This window comes from Collinsella aerofaciens, assembly GCF_015548375.1.
GTDB lineage: Bacteria > Actinomycetota > Coriobacteriia > Coriobacteriales > Coriobacteriaceae > Collinsella > Collinsella aerofaciens_AB.
In genome coordinates this window covers 1-17,727 of sequence record NZ_JADMWW010000012.1, presented here as the reverse complement: position 1 = coordinate 17,727, position 17,727 = coordinate 1, and the positions used below count along the sequence as shown (strand labels likewise).

At 59.7% G+C, this 17,727-nt stretch carries 14 protein-coding genes; 5 read left to right on the top strand and 9 right to left on the bottom strand.

The genetic code is table 11. The features are described 5' to 3' along the window. Nucleotides 1–126 precede the first annotated feature (126 nt). Nucleotides 127–1,113: a LacI family DNA-binding transcriptional regulator gene (locus tag I1969_RS06280; RefSeq protein WP_195233988.1), complete on the bottom strand. Its 987-nt coding sequence runs from the start codon at nt 1,111–1,113 to the stop codon at nt 127–129. 383 nt (nt 1,114–1,496) lie between these two features. Between I1969_RS06280 and I1969_RS06275 the strand changes: the two genes are divergently transcribed. From I1969_RS06275 to I1969_RS06265, 3 genes are all read left to right on the top strand, one after another. Continuing rightward, on the top strand, nt 1,497–2,702 hold the full coding sequence (locus tag I1969_RS06275; RefSeq protein WP_195233929.1) for a galactokinase: 1,206 nt from the start codon (nt 1,497–1,499) through the stop codon (nt 2,700–2,702). Then, nucleotides 2,693–4,321: a UDP-glucose--hexose-1-phosphate uridylyltransferase gene (locus tag I1969_RS06270; protein ID WP_195233927.1), complete on the top strand. Its 1,629-nt coding sequence runs from the start codon at nt 2,693–2,695 to the stop codon at nt 4,319–4,321. Before I1969_RS06275 ends, I1969_RS06270 begins: the two co-directional genes overlap by 10 nt. Nucleotides 4,322–4,625: 304 nt before the next feature. Then, nucleotides 4,626–5,927: an ATP-binding protein gene (locus tag I1969_RS06265; RefSeq protein WP_195233925.1), complete on the top strand. Its 1,302-nt coding sequence runs from the start codon at nt 4,626–4,628 to the stop codon at nt 5,925–5,927. A 256-nt stretch (nt 5,928–6,183) separates the two neighbouring features. On the opposite strand, the gene I1969_RS06260 is transcribed toward I1969_RS06265, so the two are convergent. From I1969_RS06260 to I1969_RS06230, 7 genes are all read right to left on the bottom strand, one after another. Next, complete coding sequence (locus I1969_RS06260) at nt 6,184–7,119, bottom strand: hexose kinase (protein ID WP_195233923.1); 936 nt, start codon at nt 7,117–7,119, stop codon at nt 6,184–6,186. A 56-nt stretch (nt 7,120–7,175) separates the two neighbouring features. Further along, nucleotides 7,176–8,057, bottom strand: coding sequence for an aldose 1-epimerase family protein (locus I1969_RS06255; RefSeq protein ID WP_195233921.1), 882 nt, complete (start codon nt 8,055–8,057; stop codon nt 7,176–7,178). A gap of 376 nt (nt 8,058–8,433) precedes the next feature. Then, nucleotides 8,434–8,958: a galactose-6-phosphate isomerase subunit LacB gene (gene lacB / locus I1969_RS06250; RefSeq protein ID WP_006234831.1), complete on the bottom strand. Its 525-nt coding sequence runs from the start codon at nt 8,956–8,958 to the stop codon at nt 8,434–8,436. 63 nt (nt 8,959–9,021) lie between these two features. Next, nucleotides 9,022–9,450, bottom strand: a complete 429-nt coding sequence (lacA, locus tag I1969_RS06245; RefSeq protein WP_006234830.1) for a galactose-6-phosphate isomerase subunit LacA — start codon at nt 9,448–9,450, stop codon at nt 9,022–9,024. Nucleotides 9,451–9,758: 308 nt separating this feature from the next. Beyond that, complete coding sequence (locus I1969_RS06240) at nt 9,759–10,760, bottom strand: hypothetical protein (RefSeq protein WP_195233919.1); 1,002 nt, start codon at nt 10,758–10,760, stop codon at nt 9,759–9,761. 213 nt (nt 10,761–10,973) lie between these two features. Further along, the gene (locus I1969_RS06235; protein WP_055252615.1) at nt 10,974–11,312 is read right to left on the bottom strand and encodes a PTS lactose/cellobiose transporter subunit IIA; all 339 of its coding nucleotides are present in this window, start codon (nt 11,310–11,312) and stop codon (nt 10,974–10,976) included. A 214-nt stretch (nt 11,313–11,526) separates the two neighbouring features. Further along, nucleotides 11,527–12,531, bottom strand: coding sequence for a LacI family DNA-binding transcriptional regulator (locus tag I1969_RS06230; RefSeq protein ID WP_195233917.1), 1,005 nt, complete (start codon nt 12,529–12,531; stop codon nt 11,527–11,529). Between the two features lie 357 nt (nt 12,532–12,888). On the opposite strand from I1969_RS06230, the gene I1969_RS06225 reads away from it, so the two are divergent. Both I1969_RS06225 and lacG read left to right on the top strand, forming a co-directional pair. Beyond that, the gene (locus I1969_RS06225) at nt 12,889–14,667 is read left to right on the top strand and encodes a lactose/cellobiose PTS transporter subunit IIB (RefSeq protein ID WP_195233915.1); all 1,779 of its coding nucleotides are present in this window, start codon (nt 12,889–12,891) and stop codon (nt 14,665–14,667) included. Nucleotides 14,668–14,737: 70 nt separating this feature from the next. After that, on the top strand, nt 14,738–16,177 hold the full coding sequence (lacG, locus tag I1969_RS06220; RefSeq protein WP_195233913.1) for a 6-phospho-beta-galactosidase: 1,440 nt from the start codon (nt 14,738–14,740) through the stop codon (nt 16,175–16,177). Nucleotides 16,178–16,455: 278 nt separating this feature from the next. On the opposite strand, the gene I1969_RS06215 is transcribed toward lacG, so the two are convergent. Then, the gene (locus I1969_RS06215) at nt 16,456–17,484 is read right to left on the bottom strand and encodes a LacI family DNA-binding transcriptional regulator (RefSeq protein ID WP_229028304.1); all 1,029 of its coding nucleotides are present in this window, start codon (nt 17,482–17,484) and stop codon (nt 16,456–16,458) included. Nucleotides 17,485–17,727 lie beyond the last annotated feature (243 nt).

Sequence of the window (17,727 nt, the reverse complement as noted above, 5' to 3'; positions counted from 1 at the left end):
GCAAAGCCTCCTAGATAGACAAAAGAACCCGTCTATCATAGCACTCGCCTTCATAGCCACGGCTATCTGTCAGCATCCTTACCGATTGTTTTTGAGGCGGAATATACCGCCGTTTACCTGCACAAACTATGCGCGCGGTATCGCCGTGCTATGTCGAATGATGAGTTGGCCGGGAATACGAATGGCAACGGTTTTGCCCGCCGTACCCGCCTCGGGAACCGCATGCTCAAACACCTCGCGTCCGCGCTGATGTAGATCGAATCGCACGGTCGTGAGCTCGTTGTGTGCGACAAAATCATCGAGCGAATCGTCGACGCCCACCACGCTTACGTCCTCGGGCACGCGCAGACCGCTATCGCGCAGCGCGGCAATCGCGCCATTTGCCATCTGATCGTTTGCCGCATAGATCGCCGTCATGGTGCGGTCGTGCTCGGCCAGGTACCTGCCGGCCTCGTAGCCGCTGTTGGCAGACCAGTCGCCCTCGAGCGGCTCTGCCGGCTCGATGTGTTTACGCCCGAGCGCATCCTGCCAACCGGCGCGGCGAAATTGTTCGTCGACCGAGAACGACGGGCCGCCAATATAACGAATCTGCTCGTGCCCCAGCTCAAACAGGTGATCCATAAGCAACAGCGAGCAGCCGTAATGGTCGGAATCGACCGTGGTCACCCGCGGGTGCGCATACATGGTAACGATGACCGTGCCAATGCCCGGCAGTGGATCGAACGTCTCAAAATCGGGCGCCATGCGACTCATACCGATGATGATGCCGTCCACCGGCAATGCGGCCATACGACGCGTGGCCTCGGCAAGCGAGAATTCCTCGGTCTTGGACATCTCGACCAGCGTGATGGCGCAATTATGCTCGCGAGCAGCGCTGGCGATGCCATCGATCATTGAGAGGTTGCCAAACTTGGTGACATCGTTGACGCACAGGCCGACCGAATGGTAACGGCCGTCGCGCAGCGAGCGACCAGCATAACTCGGACGAAAGCCGAGCTCTTGCATAGCGGCCTGCACGCGCTGGCGCGTCTGCTCGTTAACGTTGGGCAAGCCGTTGGCGACGCGCGAAACCGTCTGCTGCGAAACGCCAGCAGCGCGGGCGACGTCGGCCATGGAGACCGGACGCGTACCTGTATCGTTGGACGGGCGCCTTGCCACAGGATCACCTTCACCCTTGCGAGATCTGAATAGCGTGAATGCCGGCCCGGGCAGTAATACATCCCGCGCCGAGGCCCGCTATCGTCGGACGCATGTTAACGTACTCTACTTTTTCTATCTGCATCTCTTCTGCTCTATAAGTCCATACGGCAGTACCGTTCACGGCTGAATTTCTACCGATTACCAGATTCTCAAAAAGTGACAAGCGTTGTGTTATGAGTACGTTAACATAGCCCGTAACGTGCGGTATCGTGAACACTTGGTTCATGCCGCTTCAAGTTGTTAACGTACTCATAACGACGCAAAACCCACCCGTGCGCGCCAAGGAAAGGACTCCCATGACCACCCCCGACGAAAAGACATTCGCCACGCTCACCAAGCTATTTGAGGAGGAGTTTGGCCCCATCGGCGACCGCCAGGTGCTCTACGTGCACGCGCCCGGGCGTTCCGAGATCAGTGGTAATCACACCGATCACGAAGGCGGTCACGTTATCGCCGGCTCGCTCGATGTCGCTGTCGACGGTATCGCCGTGGCAACCGACTCCAACAAGATTCGCGTCGCCGACGAGGGCTATCCTACGTTTGAGATCACGCTCGACACGCTGGATGTTCAGGAGTCCGAGAAGGGCACGTCCGCAAGCCTCGTCCGCGGCATGGCGCACGAGATTGCAGCCCTTGGCGTTGAGCCCCACGGCTTCGACTTCGCCTTCACCTGCTCCGTCCCCTCGGGCGGCGGCCTTTCCAGCTCCGCTGCCGTCGAGGCCGCATACGGCCGCGCCATGGAGACGCTCTGGGGCGCGCCCGCCATTGAGCCCGTCGCGCTCGCGCAGATGAGCCAGCGCACCGAGAACAACTACTACGGCAAGCCCTGCGGTCTGATGGACCAGGCCGCCGTGTGCCTGGGTGGCCTCGCCTACATGGACTTTGAGGACCAGGCTCAGCCTAAGACCCAGAAGCTCGAGCTCAACTTTGAGGATCACGGTTATGCGCTTGTGCTCGTTAAAGTGGGCACCGACCACGTGGCCGCCACCGACGACTACGCCGCCGTTCCGCGCGAGATGCAGGACGTCGCCGCCGAGTTTGGCAAGGCACGCCTGTGCGAGGTCGACGTTGCCGACTTTGACGCCAAGCTCCCCGAGCTGCGTGCCAAGCTGGGCGACCGTGCCTGCCTGCGCGCCGTTCACTACTGGTACGAGAACGGCCTGGTCGACAAGCGCTGGGCAGCTCTGAACGCCGGCGACATCGACCAGTTCCTGGTCCTGACGCGCGAGTCCGGCGCCAGCTCTGCCATGTACCTGCAGAATGTTGTTGCCAAGCTGGGTTCCGAGCAGCCTTCCATGTATGCCCTGGCGCTGGCCGAGCACGTGCTCGACGGCCGCGGCGCCGTCCGTATCCACGGTGGCGGCTTTGGTGGCACCATCCAGGCCTTCGTGCCGCTCGACCTGGTCGACACCTTCATTGCCAAGATGAACGGCTGGCTGGGCGAGGGTTCTGCCCGTCACTACGCCATCTCTGACAAGGGGGCTTACGCGGCATGGCTGTAATGACTGATGTGCGCGAGGCCGCACAGAACCTGATCGAGTACGCCATCCACCGATCGATGATCGGCCAGGACGACCGCATCTGGGCATACAACACCATTTTGGAGTGCATCAGCGCTACGGGGCCCGCGCTCGATATGGCCTGGGCGCTCCAGGTTGAGAAACTCTCGCTCTTGCACCCCGATACCCTGCCCGACTTTGACCTTGAAGGCACGCTTGCCGCGCTTTCCGAGACCGCCGTTGCCAACGGTGCCGCCGAGGACACAGCATCGGGCCGCGACCGCATCGCCATGCGAATCATGGGCGTGCTCACGCCGAGGCCTTCGGTTGTAAACGAAGAGTTCAACGGACGTATGGGCGTCAACGAGCCCCGCGCCGCAACCGACTGGTTCTACGGCCTGTGCTGCGACGCCGGCTACGTGCGCCGTGCCGCCATCGCGCGCAACATCAAATGGAGCACCCCCACCAACTGGGGCGATCTTGAGATCACTATCAACCTGTCCAAGCCTGAGAAGGACCCGCGCGATATCGCCGCGGCAGGTGTAGCCAAGAACACGGGCGAGAAGTATCCCGCCTGCCAGCTCTGCATCGAAAACGAGGGCTACCCCGGACGCTCCGCCGCAGCCGACGGCGGCGCTCACCCCGCCCGCCAGAATCTGCGCGTTATCCCCATTGAGCTCGACGGCGAGCGCTGGGGCTTCCAGTACAGCCCGTACGCGTACTTTAACGAGCACTGCATTGCCATGAGCTCCAAGCATCGCCCGATGCACGTCGACCGCAAGGGCCTGACCTGCCTGCTCGACTTTGTCGACCTGTTCCCGCACTACTTTATTGGCTCCAACGCCGACCTGCCCATCGTGGGCGGCTCGATCTTGTCGCACGACCACTTCCAGGGCGGCGCACACGAGTTCCCCATGATGCACGCCGCTGAGGTCTCGCAGTTTAGCGTGCCCGGCTTTGACCAGGTCAGCGGTACCGTGCTGCAGTGGCCGCTCTCGGTGCTGCGCCTGCGCTCGCATGACCGCGCCCAGCTGCTCGACGCTGCCGAGAAGATTATCCTTGCCTGGCGCGAGTGGACCGATGAGTCGGTTGGCGTCGTCGCGCACACAGCCGATGGCGTGGCGCACAACACCGTGACGCCCGTCATCCGCCGCGTCGACTCCCGCGGCAATGCCGGCGGCGAAATCTACGAGGCCTACCTGGCGCTTCGCTGCAACATCACGACTGACGAGCATCCGCTGGGCGTATTCCACCCGCATGCCGAGTACCACCACATTAAGAAGGAGAACATCGGCCTGATCGAGGTCATGGGCCTGGCCATTTTGCCGCCACGCCTGGTTCCCGAGCTCGGCGCCGTCCGCGAGCACCTGCTGGCCGCCAAGGTCGATGCCAGCTACGACCTTGGCGCCGCACTCGAGGGCGACGACCTTTGCCGCAGCCACGCCGCATGGGCCGAGGATGTCTTTGCACGCCGCGCCGATGAACTTACGACCGACAACGCCATCGATATCCTGCACGAGGAGGTGGGCGTGGTGTTTGGCCACGTGCTCGACAACGCCGGCGCCTTTAAATGGGACGAGGCAGGACGCGCCGCCCAGCAGCGCTTTATTGACTCGCTGTAGCACGCGAGCTCGAACGCACGCACTTAACAAATAGCGCCTACACGACCACGGCGCCCGCCGGCAACATCGCCGACGGGCGCCGTTTTCTGATGCAAGGGTAGCTAATTTGCACCAAAACAAGGAGTGTTCCAAACTGCCGGCAGAGAAGGAACGTCCCCAGGTGCCGACCTAAACTCCCACATTATTCGATGGAAAAACGTGGTTGCCTCACACATTATTCGATGGAAAAACGTGGTTTACTCCCACATTTTTCGATGGAAAGACCAAGACGGTCTTATACTAACCATGATCGTTAGGGGGCAGTATGCAGCGACAGCTAATGGACGAACTCATCGCTTGGAAATCTAGGGCAAACCGCAAGCCCCTCCTGCTTAAGGGGGCCCGCCAGACGGGAAAAACCTGGCTTCTTAACGAATTCGCAGGCCAGCAGTATCAAAACGTCATCCGCTTTGACTTTATGCTCGAACCGGGCGCACGTTCGCTGTTCGACGGAAGCCTTGACCCCAAACGCATCATCTCCCAGATAGAGCTCCTGCGCGGCCAGACCATAACGCCGACAGACACGCTCATCATCTTCGACGAAATCCAAGAGGCACCGCGTGGCATCACCTCGCTCAAATACTTCAACGAGCTGGCGCCGGAATACCATATCGTGGCAGCCGGCTCCTATATGGGGCTCGCGCTCCGACGCGAAAACGAGTCGTTCCCCGTCGGCAAGATCGACCAGCTCACCATGCGCCCCATGGGGTTTGTCGAGTTCGTTCGTGCCGTCGATGGCGATCCGCTCGCAGATGCCATCCTTGCCGCAGACATGGACCTGCTGGCAAACGTTTCCGAAAAGCTCGAGCGCCTGCTCAAGGAATACCTCGTTGTCGGAGGCATGCCAGAAGTTGTCTCCGCTTTCGCCGCCTCCCACGATTTCATCGAGGCCCGCAGGCTTCAGCAGCAAATCATCGAAGCTCATGAATCCGATTTTGGCAAGCATGCGCCAGCCCGCATCGTCGAGCGCATGAGGCTGGTTTGGAAATCCCTTCCCGGCCAGCTCGCAAAGGAAAACAAGAAGTTCGTCTACGGCGCGCTTCGTCCCGGGGCGCGCGCACGCGATTTTGAGGAAAGCCTCCAGTGGCTCATGGACTATGGAATCGTTCATAAGGTACCACGTGTTTCCGCCCTAAGAGCACCGCTCACAAGCTACGAGGATCTCTCGGGCTTCAAGCTGTTCTGCATCGACACCGGCATCCTCGGAGCACTCTCCGGCCTCACGCCAGCCATTGTTCTGAACGGGCCCGCTGTTTTTACGGAGTTCAAAGGCTCGCTGACCGAGCAATACGTCGCACAGGAGCTTTTGCTCCAAGGCAATACTCCCGCGTATTGGTCATCCTCCTCCGGCAATGCAGAGACTGACTTTGCCGTCGACCATGCGGGGACCGTGCTTCCGCTCGAGGTCAAGGCGGCAGAGAATCTCAAAGCAAAGAGCCTGAGGATTGCCTGCGAGAAGTTCAAGCTCGAGCGCTGCGTGAGAACATCGTTAGCGGCATATAGAGACGAAGGCACGCTCGTCAATATTCCGCTCTGGGAGATTGGGCAAATCGACAAGCTGGCATAGGCGCTGTGGAGGGGGTGCCCCGTAAGGAGTGTCCCAAACTGCCGGCAAAAAGGAACGTCTCTATCTGCCGCATTCCCGAAGCAAGGCAACGCCGATGTTTTGGCAACGGCAGCGAGCGGGCCGCATTTGAGACAAGGTGACGTGAAACGAAAGGGCGCTGACCTTCCGGTCGCGCCCTTGAAGTTGAACGTCAGATTGTCCAAATGCGGCCCGCGCAGCGTCGGCCCGTTACGCGGTTTGGTAAAACCGCGTAACCCTACAGTTCAGTCACGACAACACTGTTGTAGACCTCGTCCCAGCGATCCATGACCAGGTGACCGGTCTTGGGATCCATGGCGTTGAGCTTGCCGCAGGTATTGGCAGTCTTAAGTACGGTGATATCGTCGGCGCTGGCAGCAATAGCATGCGCAAAGCCGGCGATGGTCGAGTCGCCGGAACCCGTCGCGTTCACAGCCGCAATCGCGGGCGTCTTGGCGCGGAACGCGCGACCCTCATGGAAGCCCACCGAACCGGCAGCGCCCATCGAAACGACAACCCAGGGGATACCGGCAAAGCGGCCATCGGCGGCAAGCGCCTCGCGTAGGGCATCGACATCATCGGTCGTAAAGGACGTACCCAGCAGGCCGTTAATCTCGGTCAGGTTGGGCTTTACGAGCTCAGGCTTAGCGTCGGACTCCAGCGCGGCCTCCAGCGATGCACCCGAGGTGTCGAGCAACACCTTGGCGCCCGCCTCCTCGGCGATCTTGACGAGCTCGGCATAGTAGCCGGCATCGACGCCACGCGGCAGCGAGCCCGAAAGCGTCACAACGTCCGCCTTCGCTGCAAGCTCGGCGAACTTGGCCGTAAAGGCCTCGAGCTCGGCCGGGGCAATCTGCGGGCCGCTCTCTAACAGCTCGGTCTGATTACCCTCGTGCAGAATATTCAGGCAGATGCGCGTCTCGCCGGCAATGGGCACAAAGTCGTTCTTGACGCCATCAGCATCCATAAGCTCGGCCATATAGGCGCCCATGTGGCCGCCGAGCAGACCGGTCGCGAGCACGTCGTCGCCCAGCTGCAGCAGCACACGGCTCACGTTGAGGCCCTTGCCGCCAGCGGTCTTTTCGGGCGTCACACGGTTCACGTCGTCGATGATCAACTTGTCGAGCTGATAGCGCGTATCAATCGACGGGTTCATGGTAACGGTCAGAATCATATTGAACTCCTGCTTCCGGGGCACGACACGCGCGGCCCCAAACATACGATAGCTCGTTAAAGGATCTCGATCTCAAAGCCGCGGGTGACGGTCTCCCCCGGCTTGGCAACCAGGCAGCCACGCTTGTGCTCCAGAATATCGTCCTCGTCGGAGCAGGTGGACAGACCACCCCACGGTTCAACAGCCACAAAGTCGCCCTCGGGCTTGCTCCACACAATCAGGTACGGCATATCGGGGAACGTCAGGCGCACGCCCTTGTCCTCGGTTTTCTTGGTCAGCGTAACCACGTGGCTCTCGAGCACATCAAAGATGGTCTCCGCGAAGTCGAAGAGTTCGTGGGTCAGCGGCAGGTCATGGCCAGCCATCGGGTTCTTGCTGCGATGCTCAACATCAATCAGGCCCGTCGAGGGAACGGCAGTACAGAGCTCGGCGGCCTCGCGCTGCTCAAAACGGAGCTCGTAGTCGTCATAGGACTCGCCTTCGTCAAGCGGGCACTTAAAGCCAGGGTGACCGCCCACAAAGAACGGCATGTCCTCGGTGCCCTCATTGGTCACCTCGTACGACACGGCCACCTTCTCCGCATCGATCGTGTAACGAGCAACGATCTTAAACGGATACGGGTACTGCTCGAGCAACTCGGCATGGTCGGCAGAGCTTAGGCTCAGCGCGACCATGTTGTCGCCCCGCTCCTCGAGCTTCCACTCCTGTTTGCGAGCAAAGCCGTGACGGGCAAGCTTGACCTCGCGGCCGCCCATGGTCATTGCGCGACCGTCACGAAGACCTCCGCAGATAGGGAAGCAAATGGGCGCCTGACCCGACCACACCGCCGGGTCGCCCTGCCATAGATACTCACGGCCATGAGCCGCAATAGAAGTAAACGATCCGCCCGCGGTGCTCAGCGCCACGCGGATAGAACCGTTATCAAGAACAAACTCCATAGGAGCCTTCCCTTTCTTATGCCAGCCCGCCGAGTCAATGGGCTGATAGAAAACCGGCTCGCGCCCCCTCACAGAAACGCGAGCCGTCAATTGAAAAGCTGCAGAATGCCGGGTACCGCCAAAACGAAGCACACAAGCTCAGCAGGCAAACGTGTTATCGGAGCAGCTTACTGAACCAGAAAGCTTCGCAACAACAGGGGAGATCTCACAGGTCACTCAAACGTCAGCGAGCGGCGCTCAGGTGCCCCAGGTCGCCGCGAAAGAGGAGCGACGCGTACTTCATGTACGCGAGCGACGGTTTGAGCGGCGAGATGGGGTGCCTGGGCGGCGCGCAGCGTCGACCCGTTACGCGGTTTGGTAAAACCGCGTAACCTCCTTAGTCGTGGTATTCGCCGCGGTCCCACTTCTCCAGGAACTCGTCAAAGAAGTGCGGGTCAGCCTGAGCCTCGGCGTCGGCCTTATTGCAGGCATCGATCTTGGCGATCAGGGCATCGTGCTCGGGGGTCTTCTCGTAGGGCTCCTCCAGGAAGGCAAGCATGATATCGGCCATCAGGAACTCGCCGGTGATCTTGCCGCCAAAGCCCACGATGTTGGCATTGAGCTCGCGACGGGCATACAGGGCAGAGGTCATGTCGCGGACCAGGGCGCAGCGGGCGCCGGGAACCTTGTTGACGGCGTTGGTGATGCCGATGCCGGTACCGCACAGGGCCACGCCAAAGTCGGCCTTGCCGCTGGCAACAGCCTCGCCCACGGCCTTACCGTAGATGGGATAGTGCGTACGGGTGTGACTGTAGGTGCCGCAGTCGAGCACCTTGTAGCCAGCCTGCTCCAGGCGGTCGGCCAGATAGATCTTCTCGTCCGTAACGATATGGTCGCAACCGATTGCGATGGTCTTCTTCATCAGAACGTCCTTTCGTCTGAATTCACAAGTTGAGGTAGAAGTTCGAGTTCTCGGTGGCTCTCGTTAGGCCATCTTGTTGAGCATGTCGACACGGATCTGGTGACGGCCGCCGGCGTACTGTGCACGCAGGAACTCGCGGGCGATCTTCTTGGCGACCTCGGTGCCCACAACGCCCGGGCCCATGGTGACCATGCGCGAGCCGTTGTGCTCGCGGGTCATGTAGGCGGAGCGCTCGTCGGAAATGTTAGCGACGACCATGCCCTTGATCTTGACGGCAGCCATATAGGAGCCGACGCCGTACTTATCGAAGGCGAAGCCCTGGGAATCCTTGTGCTCCAGCAGGTCCTTGGCAACGGCGGTCGCGGAATCGACAAAGTCCGCGGCAGGGGTCTCGGAATAGTCGACGACCTCGTGACCGTCGGCGATGAGCATCTCCTTGATGGACTCCTTCATCGACATACCGTCGGCATCGGAAGCGATTACAACCCTCATGACATCCTCCTTGAGAGATACGCAGGTGCGTAGTTTCTGTTTGGAAGTGTTGAATCGCGTTCAGGTCCGGGCATCTGAATGTGCGGTTCTTCACTGTTCATGTTTATTTGAACACATTCGAACAGCAACTGCAACAACTATTTGTTTATCTTTGTTCTTTTTTGAACAATTACCGTTCGCGGATGATAGTCAACCGTTTGGGCGTAGTTAGTTTCGGATCGCCATGAACCAAGCACACAAAAGGCGGCCGAGATGCGCCTCGACCGCCTATTCAGCTGACTTATATATGCGCCACGAGAGCTCTGCGGCTACTCAGTCTGTCCACTCTTCTTGGCGTGCTTGGACGGAGCACTCAAAAAGCGACCCGTCAGATAGTTCGTCGGGCCGGAGATATCGATCCCCAGCAGTACGTGCCCAAGCCACAGGAATGCAGCAAGCACCAGCAGCGGAATCACGCACGAGGTCACAATCATCACGATGACGCCTTCGATCAGATCGGTCACCTGCTGCACAACCTCGTCGGTCATCGACTTGGCGCTATCGGTCACCGAAGTCAGTAGACTCGAGGCGCCTTCGGTCAGCTGCTCAAGCACGTTTTTGTCCGTTTTGACTTTGGATTTCTTTTCACTCTTTGACGAGCTCGCATCAGCCGCGCTTGTCGCCTTTTGCTCGGCCTGCTCGATACTCACCTGGTACGTCTCGTCGACCTTTTGCGACACCCACACGCTCGCGGGCACCAACGCCATGCCGATCATGGCGACCACCAGCACGCGAGTCGCCACGCGGCGCAGGACGGCGCTCGTGCTCCAGCGCCCGTGAATGCCAAGCGACGCTGCAAAGAGCACCAGCGCAAACGGAATCAGGATACCCAGACCAACCGACCACAAAATGGTTAGCAGGTATTTCTCGAGATAGAGCACGGCAAGTACGATGCCCAAGTTTCCCGAAAGCTGTGCGAGTTGTTCGGCGACCGGCGTTCCCGTATCGCCCGGCAGCGCAGTGATGCCCGCAGATAGGGCGACGCACGAGGTCGTGAGCGCCAACACGTTGCCCTTCTTTTGATCGATGACCTCGATGGTGGAGTCCCAAGTCTTGGTATCGGCAAAATGCGGACGAGCTACAAAGCCCGACAGTAGCGCCAGTACCACGAGCGCAACGATGAAGCCAATCTGCAGTTTTTTATTTGCGCACACGACATCGGACAGGCTGGGCTGCAGTTCGGCCACCGTCGTATGCTCGGTAATTTGGACGGGGCGCCCGTGAGTCATCTCGCCCGCGTCTCTCTTTTGAATCGATCCGTTGTCCGGCATTTGGATACCTCCTCATTCCGGCCTGTATTGCGGATGGAAGTATACCCACGAAGCAAAATGTCCAACAGCACCCAATAAGTTGCGGTGAAATAGGGACTGTTTTATGCCTGCTAGCCCCTATTCAGTCCCTATTTCACCGCAACTTGGAGGAGAACAGAAAAAACCCTGCCGTGGGGCAGGGCTTTTGGAAGGGGACTTGGTTGTGAGAGTTCGTTAGGCGAGCTTGGCCTCGAGCTCGGCAATGCGCTTGTAGGCATCGATGGTAAAGCGGGCCTGCTTCTCCAGGATCATGGTGGTCATGAGGGTGTCCTGAGCGTGGGCCATGATGAAGGTCATCTCCATCTCGCCGCCGCCGGCCTCCTGCGAAAGCAGCTTGGTCTGCGTGTCGTGGGCGCCAATGAGTGCATCGCTCGCATCCTTGTGCAGCTGTTCGGCCTTCTCAAAATCACCCTCGCGAGCAGCATCGAGCGCTGCAAGCAGATCGGTCTGGGCGTCACCCGCGTATGCGACGATCTCGAATCCAACCATCGAGATTTCTTCTTTGGTTGCCATATTGCGTTCCTTTCACATATGAACCAATGGAGAGCATCGCGTCCGGGCATACGCGCTGCGTTGTGTATGACAGAAACATTAACATTCAAACAAAAGAGAACAACGCAAAACGCAATTTCGAGCTATGAACGGTTGCTTTTCGCCCGTGAACGGTTTTTAAACTAGTTCGAACAATATTGAACACAATGGACAGCAGCTCAAACAGGTCCGCACCCTAGCGCAAATCGCGCACCGTATCGCCCTCGACAAGCACGCCGGGGATCAGCATGTGCTCCACGCCCGGTGCGACGTCCTCGGCGCCGGCAATCTTGTCGACCGCCCACATGCCAACGCGCTTGTTATCAAAGCGCACCGTGGTCAGATGCCGATCGGGCACGATATCGCCCAGGCTGTCGTCAACACCCACCACGCTTACATCCTCGGGCACGCGCTTTCCGCGCGACTCGAGTCCGCGAATGCAGCCGTAGGCCATGGCATCGTTGGAGGCATAAATGGCCGTGCAGGTCGGATCATCCGCAAGCACCTGGCCGGCGGCATATCCGCTCTGTGCCGTCCAATCGCCACGGACGAGTCGCGGCGGCTCAATACCATGCGCACGCAATGTCTCACGCCAGCCCTCCTCGCGCCGCATGCCCGAAAGCGAGCGCTCGGGACACGAGATAAAGTGCACGGTCTTGTGCCCCTGCTCCAGCAAGTACTCGACCACCTGGCGCGAACAATCGAACTGGTCGTTATCGACCGTCGAGCACAGCGGGTGCTCTAGCATGGTAACGAGCACCGTCTGCATACCGGGCAGCGGCTCAAAGGTGCCAAAGTCCGCCGGCATGCGGTTCATGATCACGACCATACCGTCCACCGGCAGTGCGCTCATACGCGACGATGCGCTCTCGAGGGTATAGGGGTGTCCATCTACTTTAGTGAGGGTGATGGCGTAGCCGTGTTTGTCGGCGGCGGCGGCAAAGCCCTCCATACGGTCGAGGTTGCCGGTGCCGGTAATGTTGAACATGGCGACGCCGACGGTCTTAAACTTACCGCGGCGCAGCGATCGACCGGCAAAATTGGGGCGATACCCCAGCTCGCGCATGGCGGCACGCACGCGCTCCTTGGTCTCGGGGCGCACGCTGGGCGAATCGTGCACCGTACGCGAGACTGTCTGCTCCGAGACGCCCGCGAGACGCGCCACATCCTTAACGGAAACCGATTTTTTAACAGCGGCCATAGGTCGATCTTTCTATGTCGACGATGCCATTGGTGGCACCCTACGCAGTCATTTTTAACGCCTTCAAGTATATCCAACGCCTCCCCCACCATACGCTCACCACCCAAAACCTACCGTTCACCGACATTTTTGCTTCCCCAAACGGCTTTTGGCTCCCAAATGTTAACGTTGCCATTGCGCAAACACAGAGCCACCGGGCGGCTCAAACGTTTACGCATAAGGAATCGACGGTTCGCAGGCACAGGAACCACCGGTTCGCGTCTTTTTTTGTGTCGCAAAATGGCAACGTCAACATTTTGGCAACCGAACGCCAAAAGCTACCATCGTTGCTAACCCACCGACTCTTAGGAGCATTGCATGGAGCAACTTATCGCCATCATCGAAAAGGGCCAGCCCTTTTTCAACGCGATCGCCCGCAACAAGTACCTCAAGGCGATTCGCGACGGCTTTATCTCCGTCATCCCCATCATCATCTTCTCGTCCATCTTCTGCCTGGTAGCCTCGGTCCCCAACATCTGGGGTTTCTACTGGCCCGATGACATCAACAACGCCCTGTGGAAGTGCTACAACTACTCCATGGGCATCCTGGCTATCGCCTGCGCCGCCACCACGGCCAAGCACTTCGCCGACGCGCAGAACCGCGACCTGCCCAAGAACAACCAGATCAACTTCATCTCGTGCATGTGCGCGGCCATCATCGGCTTCTTGCTCCTTTCGAGCGACACGATCGCCACGGACGCCGCCAGCGGCTTCAACACCACCTACCTTGGTTCCAAGGGCCTGCTGACCGCCTTTATCGCTGCGTTTGTGACCGGCATCATCTACAAGTTCTTCATTAAGCGCAACATCACCGTCAAGATGCCCGAGCAAGTTCCGCCCAACATCTCGCAGACCTTTAAGGACATCATCCCCTTCTCCGTCTGCATTACCGTCTTTTGGGTCTTTGACATCGTCTTCCGCGCTGCTTTTGGCTTCTGCTTTGCCCAGGGCGTCATCCAGGTGTTCCAGCCCCTGTTCACCGCTGCCGACGGCTACATCGGCCTCGCTGTGATCTACGGCGCCATGAGTCTCTTCTGGTTCGTCGGCGTCCACGGCCCCTCGATCGTCGAGCCCGCCATCGCCGCCGCCCTCGTTGCCAACATGACCGACAACCTGGCTGCGTTCCAGGCCGGCCAGCACGCTTCCGCTGTCCTGACCCAGGGTGCCCAGTACTTCGTCGTCTGCATGGGTGGCACCGGCGCCACGCTCGTCCTGGTCTTTATGTTCTGCTTCCTGGCAAAGTCTCAGGAGATGCGCGCCGTCGGTAAGGCCGCCATCGTCCCGGTCTGCTTTGCCGTCAACGAGCCGCTGCTGTTCGCCGCGCCCATCGTGCTCAACCCCGTCTTCTTTGTCCCGTTTGTCTTTGCCCCGATCGCCAACATCTGGATCCTCAAGATCTTTATCGACTTCTTGGGCATGAACGGCTTTATGTACACCCTGCCTTGGACCGTCCCCGGCCCCATCGGTACCATCATGGGCCTGGGCTTCCAGCCGCTCGCCTTTGTGATGCTCGCCCTTATCCTGGTCGTCGACTTCGTTCTGTACTACCCGTTCTTCCGTGCCTATGACGCCCAGAAGTGCGCCGAGGAGGCCGAGATCTCCCAGGAGGAGCTCGCCGCCAAGAACGCCGAGAAGGCCGCCAAGCTCAACGATGCCTTCCAGGGCAAGGCTGATGCCAAGAGCGTTGCCGCCGGCGCTGCTGCCGAGGCCGTGAAGGCCGACGCCGCCCCCGCCGCTTCCGCAGCACCCGCTGCCGAGGCAACGACCGCCAGCGACCTCAACGGCAAGCGCGTGCTCGTGCTCTGCCAGGGCGGCGGTACCTCGGGCCTGCTCGCCAACGCACTGGCCAAGGCTGCCAAGGAGCGCGGCATCAATCTTGAGACCGCTGCCGAGGCATATGGCAACCATGTCGACATGCTCCCCGACTTTGACCTGGTCGTCCTGGCACCGCAGGCCGCCAGCTACCTGGCCGACCTGCAGAAGGACTGCGAACGCGTGGGCAACAAGTGCGTCGCCTGCCGCGGCAAGCAGTACATCGAGCTCTCCCAGAACGGCGACAAATCTCTCGCCTTCGTCTCCGAGCAGCTTTCGAAGTAAGTAACGCTCAGGGCCAGCCGACCATCAACAGCCGGCTGGCCCTTCGATTTAGACGATTGGATATTTCATCATGTCCGTTAACCCTGCTAGCGTCACCAACCCGCCCGCGCAGTTTCCCGAGGACTTTGTCTTTGGCGGCGCCACTGCTGCCTACCAGGTAGAGGGCGAGACCCGCACTCACGGTAAGGGCAAGGTTGCCTGGGACGACTTCCTGGAGGCCCAGGGGCGCTTTTCCCCCGATCCCGCTTCGGACTTCTACAACCAGTACCCCGTCGACTTGAAGCTGTGCGAGGAGTTCGGTATCAACGGCATTCGCCTCTCCATCGCTTGGAGCCGCATCTTCCCCAACGGCATCGGCGAGATCAACGCGCAAGGCGTGCAGTTCTACCACGATCTCTTCGCCGAGTGCCACAAGCACCACGTTGAGCCCTTTGTCACGCTGCATCACTTCGACACGCCGCTGCCCCTCTTTGAGAAGGGCGACTTCCTCAACCGTGAGACCATCGACGCCTTTGTGGACTTTGCCACCTTCTGCTTTAAGGAGTACGCCGACCAGGTGACCTATTGGTTCACCTTTAACGAGATCTGGGCCGATGCCTCCAACACCTACATCGAGGGCACCTTCCCCGGTGGCGTCAAGGCGCATCTTGCCGAGGCCTTCCAGTGCGAGCACAACATGATGCTCGCCCACGCCAAGGCAGTGCTGGCCTTCCACAACGGCGGTTTTAAGGGCAAGATCGGCGTCATTCAGTCGCTGGAGTTTAAGTATCCGCTCAACGAGAACGACCCCGCCGACATCAAAGCCGCCAACAACGAGCACGTGCTGCAAAACCAGTTCTTGCTCGACGCCACCTTCCGCGGCGACTACGCGCCCGACACCCTCGAGTGCGCCAACCGCCTGGCTGCCGTCTCGGGCGGCACCATCGAGATCTTGGACGAGGACCTCGAGATTATGCGCGAGGCAGCGCTCTACAACGACTACCTGGGCGTTAACAACTATCAGTGCCGCTTCTTGAAGGCCTACGACGGCGAGAACGACCTGCACCACAACGGTACGGGCGAGAAAGGCACCGGCCGCTGGCGCGTCAAGGGCATTGGCGAGCATGTGAACAAGCCCGGCATCCCCACCACCGACTGGGACTGGATCATCTATCCCGAGGGCCTGTTCGATCTGCTCGTCTACATTAAGCAGCGCTACCCCAACTACAAGCAGATCTTCATCACCGAGAACGGCATGGGCTACAAGGACCCCTACAAGGACGGTTTTGTGGACGACCAGCCGCGCATCGACTACATCGAGCAGCACCTGCGCTGGCTACTCAAAGCCATGGAGGTGGGCGTCAACGTGGGCGGCTACTTCCTGTGGAGCCTGCAGGATCAGTTCTCCTGGACCAATGGCTACAACAAGCGTTACGGCTTCTTCTACGTTGACTTTGAAACCCAGAAGCGCACGCCCAAGGCAAGCGCCTACTGGTACAAGCACGTAGCGCAGACCCGTCGTCTGGACTAGCGGCTTGCGACGAGCGGTTGGCGGAGTTGCACCGCCCACATAACCTGTCCCCCATTTCTCAGCCGGGGGTGGCACGTCACACGGCGCGCCGCCCCCGGCCTTTTTTGGGCGGTTCGGGGGCCGCTTGTCTCAATCTGTAACATCTAGCCGAGTTTTTGGGTCCAAGCTGTTACAGATTGAGACGAACAGGATTGCTCTTTCCGAAGAATCTAAATCTGTAACACGTAGCCCGCTTTTGACCGTCTACCTGTTACAAATCGAGACAAACGGAGTAGGACCTAACCCCGTATGTCCCTAACAGTCGAGCGTTCGACCAGCGTACTCGGCACATGAATCGCCTCGATAGACGAGCTCTCTCCAATCGCCGCCTCAAACGCAAGCTTACCGACACCGCGCAAATCAAATCGCAGCGTCGTCAGCCGATTGTGAGGAACAAGTCCCTCGAGTGCGTCGTCGATACCAACCACGCTCACGTCGTCGGGCACGGACAGGCCCGCGTTCTCGAGCGCGGCGATAACGCCCAGCGCCATCTGGTCATTTGCCGCAAGCACGGCAGTCGGCGCCTGCGACCCGCCGGCAAGCACCTCGGCCGCAATCCGCTCGCCCATGGCGTACCCACTGTCCGCACTCCAATCGCCACGCAGCATCGGAGCGGCATCGACATGAGCACGACCCAGCGTATCGCGCCAACCGGCCTCACGAAAACGCGAGGAAATCGAGTTTTCCGGACCCGCCACAAACCGCATATTCGAGTGACCATGTTCCAGCAGATAATTGGTCAACAGCTCGCACGAACCATACTGGTCGGAGTCGATCGTCGTGCAGCGCGGATGCGCATACATGGACAGGATGACCGTTCGCACTCCCGGCTGGGGAACAAACTCCTCAAAATCGGGAGCCATGCGGTTCATGTTGAGAATCATGCCGTCGACGGGTCGCTCGACCATGCGGCGCGAGGCATCGGCAAGTGCATAGGGCTTGTCGCCGCCCATCTCGATCATAGTGACGGCAAAATCGTGCTCGCGCGCCGCTTGCATGATACCCTCGAGCGTCGCCAGGTTACCGACACGTGTGATGTTGTACATGCACAGGCCAATAGAACGATACGACCCGCCGCGCAACGCCGCTCCAGCAAAATTGGGACGAAAGCCCAGCTCTTCCATGGCGGCCAGCACACGCTTGCGCGTCTTTTCCGTCACGCTGGGCATACCGTTGACCACGCGAGACACAGTCTGGCGGCTCACGCCAGCGAGCGCCGCAACCTCTGCCGCGCTCGCCGAACGACCATTCCTTGTCTGCTGATCCATGCCTTCCACGCTAACCTGCTTCCCAACTATTCCCCGCGCCCATGGCGCATCGTACATACATTGATAACGTGCTCATGATACCCGAGTCATATACCACAACATGAAAACTTCTGTCAATCAAAACCGCTTACCGAACAAACCTTGATTATCAACTTCATCCGAACATTTCCCACATTCATCCGCACATGTGCGGATGAATGTGGGAACCCGATACCCTGAGGGCCGGACCGGCCGGCCCCGGGA

Excerpts from the sequence above, each read along its gene's own strand:
- I1969_RS06225 (WP_195233915.1), top strand. The coding sequence starts at position 12,889 with ATGGAGCAACTTATCGCCATCATCGAAAAGGGCCAGCCCTTTTTCAAC.
- lacG (WP_195233913.1), top strand. The coding sequence starts at position 14,738 with ATGTCCGTTAACCCTGCTAGCGTCACCAACCCGCCCGCGCAGTTTCCC.
- I1969_RS06270 (WP_195233927.1), top strand. The coding sequence starts at position 2,693 with ATGGCTGTAATGACTGATGTGCGCGAGGCCGCACAGAACCTGATCGAG.
- I1969_RS06275 (WP_195233929.1), top strand. The coding sequence starts at position 1,497 with ATGACCACCCCCGACGAAAAGACATTCGCCACGCTCACCAAGCTATTT.
- I1969_RS06240 (WP_195233919.1), bottom strand. The coding sequence starts at position 10,760 with ATGCCGGACAACGGATCGATTCAAAAGAGAGACGCGGGCGAGATGACT.
- lacB (WP_006234831.1), bottom strand. The coding sequence starts at position 8,958 with ATGAAGAAGACCATCGCAATCGGTTGCGACCATATCGTTACGGACGAG.
- I1969_RS06230 (WP_195233917.1), bottom strand. The coding sequence starts at position 12,531 with ATGGCCGCTGTTAAAAAATCGGTTTCCGTTAAGGATGTGGCGCGTCTC.
- I1969_RS06280 (WP_195233988.1), bottom strand. The coding sequence starts at position 1,113 with ATGGCCGACGTCGCCCGCGCTGCTGGCGTTTCGCAGCAGACGGTTTCG.
- lacA (WP_006234830.1), bottom strand. The coding sequence starts at position 9,450 with ATGAGGGTTGTAATCGCTTCCGATGCCGACGGTATGTCGATGAAGGAG.
- I1969_RS06215 (WP_229028304.1), bottom strand. The coding sequence starts at position 17,484 with ATGGATCAGCAGACAAGGAATGGTCGTTCGGCGAGCGCGGCAGAGGTT.
- I1969_RS06235 (WP_055252615.1), bottom strand. The coding sequence starts at position 11,312 with ATGGCAACCAAAGAAGAAATCTCGATGGTTGGATTCGAGATCGTCGCA.
- I1969_RS06255 (WP_195233921.1), bottom strand. The coding sequence starts at position 8,057 with ATGGAGTTTGTTCTTGATAACGGTTCTATCCGCGTGGCGCTGAGCACC.
- I1969_RS06260 (WP_195233923.1), bottom strand. The coding sequence starts at position 7,119 with ATGATTCTGACCGTTACCATGAACCCGTCGATTGATACGCGCTATCAG.
- I1969_RS06265 (WP_195233925.1), top strand. The coding sequence starts at position 4,626 with ATGCAGCGACAGCTAATGGACGAACTCATCGCTTGGAAATCTAGGGCA.